We start from the raw sequence: 12,652 nt of genomic DNA, 5'->3' as shown, positions 1-12,652 counted from the left end.
CCAGTGGAGAGGGGCGAGCGATGGGTACGGCGGAGGAGACGGCCGGCGGCGAGGCGCAGGCGTGGGGCGAGGTCACGCCCGACGCGGCGCGGCGGCTGCTGGTGGCCGCGGTGGAGGCCTTCGCCGAGCGTGGCTACCACGCCACGACGACCCGGGACATCGCGGGCCGAGCCGGGATGAGCCCGGCCGCGCTCTACATCCACTACAAGACCAAGGAAGAGCTGCTGCACCGCATCAGCAGGATCGGGCACGAGAAGGCCCTGGAGATCCTGCGGACGGCGTCCCGGCGGGAGGGTACCCCCACCGAGCGGCTCGCCGACGCGGTCAGCTCCTTCGTGCGCTGGCACGCGGGCGGCCGTACCACCGCGCGGGTCGTGCAGTACGAACTCGACTCGCTCGGGCCCGACGCCCGTGCCGAGATCCTCGCGCTGCGCCGCGAGGTGGACGGCGAGGTGCGCGGGATCATCGAGGAGGGCGTGGAGTCGGGCGAGTTCGACGTCATCGACGTCCACGGCACGACGCTGGCCGTGCTCTCCCTCTGCATCGACGTGGCGCGGTGGTTCAGCGTCGGCGGGCCCCGGACGCCGGAGGAGGTCGGCGATCTGTACGCCGACCTCGTCCTGCGGATGGTCGGAGCCCGGAACCCGGCGGCCTGAAGCCGGGTGACCCGGCCTCAGAAGTAGTAGCGCGCCACGGACTCGGCGACGCAGACCGGCTTGTCGCCGCCCTCGCGCTCGACGCTGAAGGCGACGGCCACCTGGACGCCGCCCGGTACCTCGTCGACGGCGCTGATGCTCGCCGTGGCGCGCAGCCGGGAGCCGACCGGGACGGGGGCGGGGAAACGCACCTTGTTCGTGCCGTAGTTGACGCCCATCTTCACGCCCTCGACGGCGATCAGCTGCGGTCCGAAGAGGGGCAGCAGGGACAGGGTCAGATAGCCGTGGGCGATGGTGGTGCCGAAGGGGCCCGCGGCGGCCTTCTCCGCGTCGACGTGAATCCACTGGTGGTCACCGGTGGCCTCCGCGAAGAGGTCGATCCGCTTCTGGTCGATGTCGAGCCAGTCGGTGTACCCCAGCTGTTCGCCCACCGCCGCCCTCAGGTCGTCGATGGACGTGAAGATCCTCGGCTCTGCCATGTTCTTCCAGGCCTCTCATGTCCAGGGAGTCTGTGCGCTCGTATGTCTAAGCGACTGCTTAGCATGGTCGGCCGCCGGGGCTGTGTCAACGGACTCGGTAGTGTTCGCGGGGTGCCCCAGATTCCTGAGAAGATCCATGAGCTCTCGGTCGGCCAGCTCGCCGCGCGCAGCGGCGCCGCCGTCTCCGCCCTGCACTTCTACGAGTCCAAGGGCTTGATCAGCAGTCGCCGGACCCCGGGCAACCAGCGCCGCTACGCCCGCGACACGCTCCGCCGGGTCGCGTTCATCAGGGCCGCGCAGCGGGTCGGTATCCCGCTGGCGACGATCCGCGAGGCGCTGACGCAGCTTCCGGAGGAGCGGACGCCGACCAGGGAGGACTGGGCGCACCTCTCGGAGACCTGGCGCACCGAGCTGGAGGAGCGCATCAGGCAGCTCAACCGCCTCCGGGACCATCTGGCCGACTGCATCGGCTGTGGCTGCCTCTCCCTGGACACCTGCGTCCTGTCCAACCCGGACGACGCGTTCGGCGAACGGCGCGCGGGCTCCCGCCTGATGGTGGAACGGGACCGGCAGAGTCAGGGCTGAGCGAGCACGGGGCCTCGCTCCGCCGACCGCGTCACGGCCGCCGTACCTCGCTCCGCCGACCGCGTCACGGCGCCGTACCTCACGGCGCCGTACCTCGCCGGCCCCGCGGTCACCGCTCCGCCGACCGCCTCACGCCCGGCCGTACTCCACCAGCCCTGCGGCCACCAACTCCGCGTTGGACCCCGCCGGCGCCCCGTCCGGCCGTATCAGTACGTCCTCCAGGCCGACCCGGGTCGCCAGCCCCAGTCGCCCCGCGAGCCGCAGCACCGGCCACGCGCCCCCGTCCTCCCCGTGCAGCAGCACGGGGCGACTGTGCGCGGACCCCAGGTCGGAGAGCAGCCCATGGGCGGTAGCGATCGCGTCCCGCGGGTCGGTGTCCGTCACCTCCGCCAGGACCCTCAGCACCTTCGGCCCGAGCGGCGAGGCGGCGAACCGCTCCGCGCCGTCCGTGCCCGACCAGATGCCGGCCTCCACACCCGCTCCGAGCTCCATGAGCAGCGCGGCCGTCTCCTCCGCTCCCGGCTCGTGCCAGTTGACCGAGGCGTGGTCGGGCAGCACGGTCCAGCCGCGGATCCGCTCCAGCCGGGCCGCGGGGTCGGGCTCCGCCCACGCGCCCGTGGTCACACCGACCGGAACCGTCACCCGGTCCCGGATCGCCGACAGCGTCTGTGTGAGCACCCGCGGCGACAACGTGTCCCGCCCGCAGGGCGTCTTGGGGTGGACGTGGATGTCCGTCGCCCCGGCGGCGACGGCCTCGGCGGCCGAGTCGGCCATCGACTCGGGTGTCAGCGGCACGGCCACGCCGTCAGCGGCCGTCCGCGAACCGTTCAGGCACACCTGCATCATGGCGTCGATGGTGCCAGTCACCACCGACAGTGGGGGTGCGGCATCCCCGGCGCACCCCCCGCGCACCCGCATCCGTCAAGCCGACACCAACAACCTCGCCCGCCTGGCATAGGCCAGGGACTCGGGCGTGAGCACGGGACGCGGCACCAGGATGCCGCAGTCCGTGCAGACCGGACCGGACGAGGGTTCGTGGTCCAGGTCGTACCTCCAGACGAGCTGATCCCCGCCGCACACCGGGCACGCCGAGCCCGGCTCGCGCTCCAGCGCGGCGATCAGCCGGCGCAGCACCTCGGCCAGCGGTTCACGGGGATGGACCGCCGGGTCGTCGCACCACGCCACGCCGAAACCGCCCCAGGTCAGCCGGTGCCAGTCGTCCACGCTGCCCGGCCTGCGCAGCCCGTCGTGCTTCTCCTTCCTGCGGCGCTCGGCGAACTCGACCTCGTAGGCCAGCCAGACCGCCCGCGCTTCCTCCAGTTCGTCCAGTGCGGCCACGAGCCGCACCGGATCGGGGGAGCGGTCCTCGGGACCGAACCCTGCCCGGGAGCACAGATGGTCCCAGGTCGCCCTGTGCCCGTAAGGGGCGAACCTCTCAAGGCACTTGCGCAGCGAATAGCGTCGCAAGGCCAGATCGCACCGCGGGTCGCGGACCTGTCTCGCCAGACTCCGGAAACCGGCCATCGTCCTGCACCTCCGTCACACCTGCACCTGTAATCCGGTCACTTCGGCGTCGTCGTACGGACGTCGCCGAATAGACGTATCGACAAGCGAATCGGCTCCATCCGATTTCAAATGGCCTCCATAAGCGGCCCGAAGGGGCTCGCGTGCCGACTGCCGTGATCCGTGTGTCTGTTGTGCCGACCTCAAAAAGTGACGCTTGTTCATCTTCAAGCCGGGGGATACCGGCGGTAACATCCCCGCCCACCCCCGTCGGGAGGAGCCCCCATGCCACGGCGTGCCCCACGCACCGTTCTCGACAGAATGAGAACTCCCAGCGGAATCCCCGGGTTCCTGACAACGGCATCGGTATGCGCCCTGATTGCAGGTCTCTTGTCGCCGCTTGCCCCGGCTGCCGCCGCGGAAACAGCGACCACGCAGGCCACCGCCGTGGCGAACGACCACTGCGGCAACCAGTGTTCGGACATCCTCCCGCCCGGTCAGAACGGCAACGCCACCCTCGCCCAGATCCTCCTCAACCAGGCCTTCGGCACCCAGCCCGAGCACGCCGAGGACCAGCTCGGGCCCTACGCCGACCTGGCCAAGGGCCATCCCGGCCTCACCAACGACAAGATCAACACCTTCTTCAACGACGCCTCCTTCGGAGTCCCCGCCGACCAGGTCGCCTCCAGCCTCAAACCGGCCGGACGCAGTGACGTGACGATCGTCCGGGACAAGAAGACCGGCGTGCCGCACATCACCGGCACCACCAGATACGGCACGGAGTTCGGCGCCGGATACGCGGCAGCCCAGGACCGGCTGTGGCTGATGGACGTCTTCCGGCACGTCGGGCGCGGTCAGCTGACCTCCTTCGCGGGCGGTGCGCCCTCCAACCAGGGCCTCGAGCAGCAGTTCTGGCGGCACGCCCCCTACAGCGAGGCCGATCTGCAGGCGCAGATCGACAACGCCGTCGCCACCAACGGCGAGCGCGGACAGCAGGCACTCGCCGACGTCAGGGCCTACCTCGACGGCATCAACTCCTACATCGACGCCTCCGACAGCGGGCGCTACTTCCCCGGTGAGTACGTACTCACCGGGCACAAGGACTCAGTCACCAACGCCGGGACCATCGAGCACTTCAAGATCACCGACCTGGTCGCGCTGGCCTCCGTCATCGGCGCGCTGTTCGGCTCCGGCGGCGGCGGCGAGGTGAACAACGCCCTCTCGCTCCTGGCCGCCCAGGAGAAGTACGGCGTCACCGAGGGCACCGAGATCTGGGAGTCCTTCCGGATGCGCAACGACCCGGAGGCCGTCCTCACCCAGCACGACGGCAGCTTCCCGTACGGGACCAAGCCCGCCGACCCGCAGGGCACCGCACTGCCCGACGCGGGCTCGGTGGAGCCGGAGCCGCTCGTGTACGACCGCACCGGCAGCGCCACGACGGCCGGTGCGACCGGTGCCTCCGGCGCGGCGGCGAAGGCCGCCACGTCGTCGGCGAGGCGCGGCATGTCCAACGCCCTCGTCGTCAGCGGCAAGCACACCGCGAGCGGTCACCCCGTCGCCGTGTTCGGCCCGCAGACCGGCTACTTCGCCCCCCAGCTGCTCCTGCTCCAGGAGATCCAGGGCCCGGGCCTCAGTGCCCGCGGCGCCTCCTTCGCCGGCCTGAGCATGTACGTGGAGCTCGGCCGCGGCCAGGACTACGCGTGGAGCGCCACGACCTCGGGCCAGGACATCATCGACTCCTACGCCGTCGAGCTGTGCCAGGACGACCACCACTACCTGTACCGCGGCACCTGCACGCCGATGGAGAAGATCGAGCAGAAGAACGCCTGGAAGCCCACCACCGCCGACGGCACCGCGGCCGGTTCGTACACCATGCGTGTCTGGCGCACGAAGTACGGCCCCGTCGAGTACCGCGCGACGGTCGGCGGCAAGAAGGTCGCCTACACCACCCTGCGCTCGTCCTTCCTGCACGAGGCCGACTCCATCATCGGCTTCCAGATGCTGAACGACCCGGACCACGTCAAGGGCCCGGACTCCTTCCAGAAGGCCGTGCAGCACATCAACTACACCTTCAACTGGTTCTACGCCGACTCCGAGCACACCGCGTACTACAACAGCGGCGACAACCCGGTGCGCGCGACCGGCGTCGACGCCGAGTTCCCGGCGTGGGCACGGCCGGCGTACGAGTGGCGCGGCTGGGACCCGAAGACCAACACGGCCGACTACACACCGCCGTCGGCCCACCCCCACTCCACCGACCAGGACTACTACGTCTCCTGGAACAACAAGCAGGCCAGGAACTACACGACCGCGCCCTGGGGCAACGGGTCCGTGCACCGCGGCAACCTCCTGGAGGACCGGGTGAAGAGGCTGGTCCAGCAGGGCGGGGTGACCCGGGCCTCCCTGGTGAAGGCCATGGCGGACGCGGGCCTGACCGATCTGCGGGCCGAGGACGTCCTGCCCAGGCTCCTGAAGGCCGTCACCGGCGCACCCGTCACCGACCCGGCCGCTGCGGCCGCCGTGAGCAAGCTCCAGGCCTGGGTCGCCGCCGGGGGCAAGCGCACGGAGACCGCGGCCGGTTCCAGGAAGTACGCCGACGCCGACGCGGTCCGCATCCTGGACGCCTGGTGGCCGCTGCTGGTCGAGGCCGAGTTCGAACCGGGCCTCGGCAGCGAGCTGTACACGGCCTTCACCCGCAATCTCCCCGTCGACGAGTCCCCCTCGGCCGCGCACGGCCCGACCGGCTCGCACGCCGGAAGCTCCTTCCAGTACGGCTGGTGGAGCTACGTCGACAAGGACGTCCGCGCGGTGCTCGGTGAACAGGTGAAGGGGCCGCTCGCCCGGACGTACTGCGGCGGCGGCAGCCTCACCGCCTGCCGGGACATCCTCGTCAGCACGTTGAAGCAGGCGGCCGGCAGGACCGCGGCCCAGGTCTACCCCGGCGACGACGTGTGCGCGGCGGGCGACCAGTGGTGCGCCGACGCGATCAACCACCGCACCCTCGGCGGCATCAAGCACGGCAAGATCAGCTGGCAGAACCGGCCGACCTACCAGCAGGTCGTGGAGTTCACCTCGCACCGGTGACACACCACCCGGCGGCGGGTCAGCGAACGCGGCCCGCCGCCAGCACCAGCCGGACCAGCTCCTCGTGCAGGATGTCGCTGTGCGCGCCGGCCGGCGGCCCGCCGCGTCTGACCACGGCCGCCGCGTCGACGTTCACGCACCCCGAGGCGGGCAGTCCCGCGGCCAGGGCCTCGGCGAGGGTGTACGCACGCGTGCCCGGCACCGCCCGCACCCCGTCGTGGCCCAGCGCGCCCCACTTGGCGCCCAGCGCCCGCCCGACGGCCCCCTCGGCGGCCGACCGGCTGTCACCCGCCATCCGCGACGCCAGCGGGTACATCGTGCCCAGGGCCTTGTCGTGCCGGGAGTGGCAGCACACCAGGGGGCCGTCGACGCGGTTCTGCTGTCCCTGGAGCACCCCTCCGGCCCGGGCGTCGTGCGGCAGCCGGGCCGCGAACGCGTAGTGGGAGAACGCCCCTTGGAGCAGCGTCACCGACTTCACCGTGCGCACGCCGTCGGGAAGGCCCCGCAGCGCGAACGACACCAGCCGCGCGCCGAAGCTGTGCCCGACCAGGTGCACCCGCACACCCGGGGCCGCCTTCGCCAGCTGCCCGACGACCCGGCCGAGCCCCCGCTCACCCACGGTCCCCGCGCGCCGCTTCATCGCGTAGTACGTCGCCTGCCGCAGCAACTCGTGCGCACCGTCCCAGGGGTTGGGGATCCTGAACCCCGGTGTCCGGGGTGGCTCGCACTCCGCCAGCGCCCGCGCGAACTCCTCGCAGACGGCCGCCGAAGGCCCGGCGAACATCTCCGGCTCGTTCTGCGGTACGCCCTCCGCCACCGTGTCCGCCGCGAACAGCGCCTGCGGGCCGGGCGCCACCACCTCCACCAGCGTCCGCACCAGCCGCCCGAACTCCTCCAGCTCGGCCTCCTCCTGCGGCTGCTGTGCCAGCAGCCGGGCGATCTGGTCCACCAGGATCGCCCGGCCCGGGAACGTCTCCAGCAGCGCGTGGCGGGTGTCCTTGTCCAGCACCGGGCGCCTCGGCGGATCGGCCGCCACGGCCCGCGGGAAGTCCGGGATCGGCTCGTCGGAGAACCGCATCGCCGGCCACAGCACGCCGGCGTACCCGACCCGGGCCGCCGGGGCCAGCCGCGGGACGGGTGAGAAGAAGCGGTCGTAGAGGCGGGTCGCCCCCGAGCGGTCGCTGTTCCAGCCGTGCGCGAAGACGATCAGATCGCGCACGCCCCGCTCGGTCACCCCGGTGAGGAGCCGGTCGCGCCGACGGCCGTCCGGGTCCCCGTCCGCGTCGAAGACCAACTCCCAGTAGGGAGTCACACTCATCGCCGGATCCGCCATGACAGGCCCCCTAGCCCCCGGGTGACGCCACGATGTGGGCGCATCGTCCTGCCAACGGGGGAGCTTGGCCATACGTCACGGCGTATCGGCCTCAGCGGTGGGAGCCGGTGAGGGGGAGACCGGTACGTGGTGGAGACTTCAGCGGTAGAGGAGGTACTTCCGGCGCATCCGGCGGAAGCCCGCCAGATCCTCCTGCCAGCCGGCCACCACCTCGTCGGCGTCCGCGCCCGCGTCGATCATCGTGCGCACGCGCGCGGAGCCGGTGAGCTTGTCGATCCAGTTGTCCGGGCGCCAGGCGAAGCCGCTCCAGACCCGCTTCGCGGTGACGAGCAGGGCGATCCCCGTGCGGACCGGGTCGAAGGCGGCCCGGTCGTGCACATGGACCTGCACACCGCCGATCGTCCTGCCCTGGAACTTCGAGAAGGTGGGCGCGAAGTACGCCTCCCTGAACCGCACCCCGGGCAGGGCGAGTTCGTTCGCCGCGGCCGCCCAGCGCCGGTCGACGCCCTCCGCGCCCAGCAGCTCGAACGGCCGGGTCGTGCCGCGACCCTCCGACAGGTTCGTGCCCTCGAACAGGCACGTGCCCGAGTACACCAGGGCCGTCTCGGGCGTCGGCATGTTCGGGCTGGGCGGCACCCAGGGCAGCCCGGAGGCGTCGTAGAACTCCGAGCGCCTCCAGCCCGACATCGTCACGGTCCTGAGGGGCACGGGCTCGGTCAGGAACTCGGCGTTGAACAGCCGCGCCAGTTCCGCGACGGTCATCCCGTGGGCCTGGGAGATCGGCTGCCGCCCGACGAACGTGGCGAACTCCTTGTGCAGGACGGGGCCGAGGGCCGCGCGGCCGGTCACCGGGTTCGGCCGGTCCAGGACCACGAACCGCTTGCCGGCGAGCGCGGCGGCCTCCATGCAGTCGTACAGCGTCCAGATGTACGTGTAGAAGCGGGCGCCGACGTCCTGGATGTCGAAGACGACCGTGTCGACGCCGGACGCGGTGAAGACGTCCGCGAGCGGCCGGCCGCTCTTGAGGTAGGTGTCGTAGACGGGCAGGCCCGTCGCCGGGTCGTCGTAACGGCCCTCGGAACCGCCGGCCTGGGCGGTGCCGCGGAAGCCGTGCTCGGGGCCGAAGACGGCGGTGAGGTCGACGCGGGCGTCGGCGTGCATGACGTCGACGATGTGGCGGGCGTCGCGGGTGATACCGGTGGGGTTGGTGACGATGCCGACTTTCTTGCCGTCGAGCAGGGAGTAGCCGTCCTGGGCGAGTCGTTCGAAGCCGGTGCGCAGGTGCCTGCGGCGCTGGGCGGCGGAGGCGGTGGATGTGGCGGATACGGCTGCCGCCGTGGCGGTGGTGATGAGGGCTCGTCTGGAAGGGCGCATGCGGTGACCTCCTTGAGCGGGGACGGTCGGCATGGGCACGGTATGCGCTTCCTCGGGCTGAGGGGAGGCCGCGGGTGGCTTGTGGGCTTGTCGCGCAGTTCCCCGCGCCCCTTCCGGGCGCTCCAGCACCCTTCCCTGGTACATACCGACCGGTTAGTCTGGCGCCAGTGCTTGAGCCGCGACTGAGGAGACCGATGGTGGGAGCCTTTCAAGGAGCCGGAGTCGTTGTCACGGGGGCCGGCGGTGGAATCGGGGCCGCGCTGGCCCGGCGGTTCGCCGCCGAAGGGGCCCGGGTCGTCGTCAACGACCTCGACGCCGAGCGGGCCAAGGGCGTCGCGGACGAGATCGGCGGGATCGCCGTGGCCGGTGACGCCTCGGTGATCGTCACGGACGCCCGGGACGCGCTCGGCGGGACCGTCGACGTGTACTGCGCCAACGCCGGTGTCGCCGCCGACGGCATTGATCCCGGGCAGCCGCTGGACGAGAAGGCGTGGGCCCTCTCCTGGGACGTGAACGTCATGGCTCATGTGCGGGCCGCTCAGGAGCTGCTCCCCGCCTGGCTGGAGCGCGGCAGCGGCCGGTTCGTCTCCACCGTGTCCGCCGCCGGGCTGCTCACCATGATCGGGGCGGCGCCCTACGCCGTCACCAAGCACGGCGCGCTCGCCTTTGCCGAGTGGCTGTCGCTGACGTACCGGCACCGGGGCGTGAAGGTCCACGCCATCTGCCCGCAGGGTGTGCGCACCGACATGCTGGCCGCGACCGGCAGTGCCGGCGACCTGGTGCTCCGGCCGACCGCGATCGAGCCGGAGACCGTCGCGGACGCCCTGCTCGAAGGCATCGAGGAGGACAGGTTCCTGATCCTGCCGCACCCCGAGGTCGCCGCCTACCATCAGGCCCGGGCCGGTGACCCCGACCGGTGGCTGTCCGGCATGAACCGCATCCAGCAGCAGTGGGAGGCCGACCGGTGACCGCGTCCCGTTACGCCGCCAAGCCCTGGACCGCCCTGCTCAGCGACGCCCAGAAGGGCGCGATCAGCCCTGCGGACTCCCTGGTGCACGCCCTGCGCCGGGCCGTGGCCGAGTCGCCAGGGAGCGACTTCCTGGCCTACTTCGACGGCCGGCTGACCTACCGGGAGGTCGACGAGCTCAGCGACTCCGTCGCCGGGCACCTCGCGGAGCGCGGTCTCCGGCGCGGCGACCGGGTCGCGGTGCTGCTGCAGAACTCCCCGCACTTCGTGCTGGCCCTGCTGGGCGCGTGGAAGGCGGGTGCGGTCGTCGTGCCCGTCAACCCGATGTACAAGTCGGGCGAGGTGGCGCACGTCCTGAAGGACGGCGAGGTCGCCGCGCTGATCTGCTCGGACCGGGCCTGGGAGTCGTATCTGCGTGAGACGGCCGCCGACTCGCCCGTGCGGATCGTGCTCACCGGGTGCGAGCTGGACTTCCAGAGCCGCGGCGACGCGCGCCTGCTGACCTTCGAACGGCTGCCGCAGCCCCCGGACGCCGCCGACCTGGTGACCGTGGCCCGGGCCGGGCACAAGGCGCCGCAGGACCGGGACCCCGGCCCGGACGACATCGCGCTGATCAGCTACACCTCCGGCACCAGCGGCACACCCAAGGGCGCCACCAACACGCACCGCAACATCATGTACAACTCCGAGCGGCAGCGCACCGGCCTGGGACTGCCCGAGCGGCCCGTCTACTTCGCCCTGGCGCCGCTGTTCCACATCACCGGCATGGTCTGCCAGTTCGGCGCCTGCCTGAACAGCGGGGGCACGCTCGTGCTGGCCTACCGCTTCGAGGCCGGTGCGGTGCTCGACGCCTTCGCCGAGCACCGGCCGCACTACACCGTCGGCCCGTCCACGGCCTTCATGGCTCTGGCCGCCCACCCCGCCGTCACCCGGGACCACTTCTCCTCCTTCCGGGTGATCTCCTCCGGCGGCGCCCCGCTGCCCCCGGCGCTCGTGGAGAAGTTCCGGGCGGGCTTCGGCCCGTACATCCGCAACGGTTACGGGCTGACCGAGTGCACCGCGCCCTGCGCCTCCGTGCCGCCCGGGCTGGAGGCACCGGTCGACCCGGTGTCCGGGACCCTCGCCGTGGGGCTGCCCGGTCCCGACACGGTCGTCCGGATCGTCGACGACAGCGGCCAGGAGGTGCCCTTCGGCGAGCAGGGCGAGATCGTCGTCAGCGGGCCGCAGGTCGTGCCCGGCTACTGGCGCCGCCCCGACGCCACCGCCGAGACGTTCCCCGGCGGCGAACTGCACACCGGCGACATCGGCTTCATGGACGAGCAGGGCTGGCTGTACGTCGTCGACCGCAAGAAGGACATGATCAACGCGTCCGGCTTCAAGGTGTGGCCGCGCGAGGTCGAGGACGTCCTCTACACGCACCCGGCGGTGCGCGAGGCCGCCGTGGTCGGCGTGCCCGACGGCTACCGCGGGGAGACCGTCAAGGCGTTCATCAGCCTGCGCCCGGACGCCGAAACGGACCCGGATGCACTCGCCGCCTACTGCAAGGAGAGACTGGCCGCCTACAAATATCCGCGTCAGGTGGAGATCCTGCCGGACTTGCCGAAGACGGCCAGTGGGAAGATCCTCCGGCGGGAACTGCGTTCCCGCACGCAAGGCAACTGACAGCAGAACGGAAAGGCAGGTGGCGGCAGTGCCCAGGACCACGGACTCGGACGGCACGCCCGTGCCTCAGCGGCTCCTGGCCGCCGCCACCCGGCTCTTCGCCGAGCAGGGCTACGACCGCACCTCGGTACAGGAGATCGTCGAGGCGGCCGGCGTCACCAAGGGAGCGCTGTACCACTACTTCGGTTCCAAGGACGACCTGCTGCACGAGGTGTACGCGCGCGTGCTGCGCATCCAGCAGGAACGGCTGGACGCCGTGGCCGGCGCCGACGAGCCGGTCGAGAAGCGGCTGCGGGCCGCGGCCGCGGACGTCGTGGTGACGACCATCGACAACCTCGACGACGCGATGATCTTCTGGCGCTCCATGCACCACCTCAGCCCCGAGAAGAACAAGCAGGTCCGCTCCGAGCGGCGCCGCTACCACGAGCGTTTCCGCGCGCTCGTCGAGGAGGGCCAGGGGTCCGGCGTCTTCTCCCGGGCGACCCCGGCGGACCTGGTGGTCGACTACCACTTCGGCTCGGTCCACCACCTGTCGACGTGGTACCGCCCCGACGGTCCCCTCACACCCCAGCAGGTCGCCGACCACCTGGCCGACCTGCTGCTGCGCGCCCTGCGCCCGTAGCCGTACCGTCTCGGCTCAGGAGCGGCCGTGGCGGCTCTCGGCGGGCGGCTCGGACTGCTGGGGCGTCGTCAGGTACTCGTAGGTGCCGGTGAGTTCCAGCAGGCGCCGCAGCGCCGGGCCGACCTCGTCCAGGTGGAACGAGATGCCGTCCCGGCAGGCGGAGCGGTGGATCTGCAGCAGGGTCGACAGCCCCATGGAGTCGACCAGCTCCAGCCGCCCGCAGTCCAGGCGCAGTTCGTCGACGTCCTCGCGGCCCTCCAGAGCCGCCCGCGCACGCTGGAGCAGTTCCGCGCAGGTGTCGTAGTCCAGATCGCCGGTGAGAGTCAGCCGCACGGTGTGCGGGCCGGAGCCGATGGAGGGGGTCACGGGTTCGTCCAGCATGTCGGG

Annotated in this window: 12 protein-coding genes; 6 read left to right on the top strand and 6 right to left on the bottom strand. The window is 71.6% G+C overall.

Annotated features, from left to right (window positions below; translation table 11 throughout):
* Positions 1-20: 20 nt before the first annotated feature.
* Positions 21-656: a TetR/AcrR family transcriptional regulator gene (locus ACIQU3_RS32995; protein ID WP_366715402.1), complete on the top strand. Its 636-nt coding sequence runs from the start codon at positions 21-23 to the stop codon at positions 654-656.
* Between the two features lie 17 nt (positions 657-673).
* On the opposite strand, the gene ACIQU3_RS32990 is transcribed toward ACIQU3_RS32995, so the two are convergent.
* Complete coding sequence (locus tag ACIQU3_RS32990; RefSeq protein ID WP_403929243.1) at positions 674-1,135, bottom strand: MaoC family dehydratase; 462 nt, start codon at positions 1,133-1,135, stop codon at positions 674-676.
* A gap of 111 nt (positions 1,136-1,246) precedes the next feature.
* On the opposite strand from ACIQU3_RS32990, the gene soxR reads away from it, so the two are divergent.
* On the top strand, positions 1,247-1,720 hold the full coding sequence (soxR, locus tag ACIQU3_RS32985; protein ID WP_403728929.1) for a redox-sensitive transcriptional activator SoxR: 474 nt from the start codon (positions 1,247-1,249) through the stop codon (positions 1,718-1,720).
* A gap of 129 nt (positions 1,721-1,849) precedes the next feature.
* Here soxR and ACIQU3_RS32980 read toward each other — a convergent pair whose 3' ends face one another.
* Positions 1,850-2,566, bottom strand: coding sequence for a 3-keto-5-aminohexanoate cleavage protein (locus tag ACIQU3_RS32980; protein ID WP_403729229.1), 717 nt, complete (start codon positions 2,564-2,566; stop codon positions 1,850-1,852).
* 75 nt (positions 2,567-2,641) lie between these two features.
* Positions 2,642-3,244: a hypothetical protein gene (locus tag ACIQU3_RS32975; RefSeq protein WP_403728926.1), complete on the bottom strand. Its 603-nt coding sequence runs from the start codon at positions 3,242-3,244 to the stop codon at positions 2,642-2,644.
* Positions 3,245-3,508: 264 nt separating this feature from the next.
* On the opposite strand from ACIQU3_RS32975, the gene ACIQU3_RS32970 reads away from it, so the two are divergent.
* Complete coding sequence (locus ACIQU3_RS32970; RefSeq protein ID WP_403728923.1) at positions 3,509-6,307, top strand: penicillin acylase family protein; 2,799 nt, start codon at positions 3,509-3,511, stop codon at positions 6,305-6,307.
* Positions 6,308-6,326: 19 nt separating this feature from the next.
* On the opposite strand, the gene ACIQU3_RS32965 is transcribed toward ACIQU3_RS32970, so the two are convergent.
* A complete protein-coding gene (locus tag ACIQU3_RS32965) occupies positions 6,327-7,640 on the bottom strand; it encodes a serine-threonine protein kinase (protein ID WP_403929240.1) in 1,314 nt (437 codons plus the stop codon).
* A gap of 138 nt (positions 7,641-7,778) precedes the next feature.
* Positions 7,779-9,014, bottom strand: a complete 1,236-nt coding sequence (locus tag ACIQU3_RS32960) for an exo-beta-N-acetylmuramidase NamZ domain-containing protein (protein ID WP_403728918.1) — start codon at positions 9,012-9,014, stop codon at positions 7,779-7,781.
* 194 nt (positions 9,015-9,208) lie between these two features.
* On the opposite strand from ACIQU3_RS32960, the gene ACIQU3_RS32955 reads away from it, so the two are divergent.
* The 3 genes from ACIQU3_RS32955 to ACIQU3_RS32945 are packed head-to-tail and all read left to right on the top strand — an operon-like array spanning position 9,209 to position 12,265.
* Complete coding sequence (locus ACIQU3_RS32955) at positions 9,209-9,982, top strand: SDR family oxidoreductase (RefSeq protein WP_403728914.1); 774 nt, start codon at positions 9,209-9,211, stop codon at positions 9,980-9,982.
* Positions 9,979-11,643, top strand: a complete 1,665-nt coding sequence (locus ACIQU3_RS32950; RefSeq protein ID WP_403929238.1) for a class I adenylate-forming enzyme family protein — start codon at positions 9,979-9,981, stop codon at positions 11,641-11,643. The genes ACIQU3_RS32955 and ACIQU3_RS32950 overlap by 4 nt, the downstream gene beginning before the upstream one ends.
* Before the next feature lie 28 nt (positions 11,644-11,671).
* On the top strand, positions 11,672-12,265 hold the full coding sequence (locus tag ACIQU3_RS32945) for a TetR/AcrR family transcriptional regulator (RefSeq protein WP_403728908.1): 594 nt from the start codon (positions 11,672-11,674) through the stop codon (positions 12,263-12,265).
* A 15-nt stretch (positions 12,266-12,280) separates the two neighbouring features.
* Here ACIQU3_RS32945 and ACIQU3_RS32940 read toward each other — a convergent pair whose 3' ends face one another.
* Positions 12,281-12,646, bottom strand: coding sequence for an STAS domain-containing protein (locus ACIQU3_RS32940; RefSeq protein ID WP_403728904.1), 366 nt, complete (start codon positions 12,644-12,646; stop codon positions 12,281-12,283).
* Between the last annotated feature and the right edge of the window lie 6 nt (positions 12,647-12,652).

The sequence above is a fragment of the Streptomyces sp. NPDC101110 genome, assembly GCF_044759525.1.
In the GTDB taxonomy this organism is placed as follows: Bacteria; Actinomycetota; Actinomycetes; order Streptomycetales; family Streptomycetaceae; genus Streptomyces.
The sequence above is the reverse complement of the archived record's forward strand: the minus strand, read 5'-3'. Positions and strand labels throughout refer to the sequence as shown.

Bases quoted from the DNA above. Each gene is read 5' to 3' on its own strand.
- ACIQU3_RS32995 (WP_366715402.1), top strand. From the start codon at position 21: ATGGGTACGGCGGAGGAGACGGCCGGCGGCGAGGCGCAGGCGTGGGGC.
- ACIQU3_RS32990 (WP_403929243.1), bottom strand. From the start codon at position 1,135: ATGGCAGAGCCGAGGATCTTCACGTCCATCGACGACCTGAGGGCGGCG.
- ACIQU3_RS32980 (WP_403729229.1), bottom strand. From the start codon at position 2,566: ATGATGCAGGTGTGCCTGAACGGTTCGCGGACGGCCGCTGACGGCGTG.
- ACIQU3_RS32975 (WP_403728926.1), bottom strand. From the start codon at position 3,244: ATGGCCGGTTTCCGGAGTCTGGCGAGACAGGTCCGCGACCCGCGGTGC.
- ACIQU3_RS32970 (WP_403728923.1), top strand. From the start codon at position 3,509: ATGCCACGGCGTGCCCCACGCACCGTTCTCGACAGAATGAGAACTCCC.
- ACIQU3_RS32965 (WP_403929240.1), bottom strand. From the start codon at position 7,640: ATGGCGGATCCGGCGATGAGTGTGACTCCCTACTGGGAGTTGGTCTTC.
- ACIQU3_RS32960 (WP_403728918.1), bottom strand. From the start codon at position 9,014: ATGCGCCCTTCCAGACGAGCCCTCATCACCACCGCCACGGCGGCAGCC.
- ACIQU3_RS32955 (WP_403728914.1), top strand. From the start codon at position 9,209: ATGGTGGGAGCCTTTCAAGGAGCCGGAGTCGTTGTCACGGGGGCCGGC.
- ACIQU3_RS32940 (WP_403728904.1), bottom strand. From the start codon at position 12,646: ATGCTGGACGAACCCGTGACCCCCTCCATCGGCTCCGGCCCGCACACC.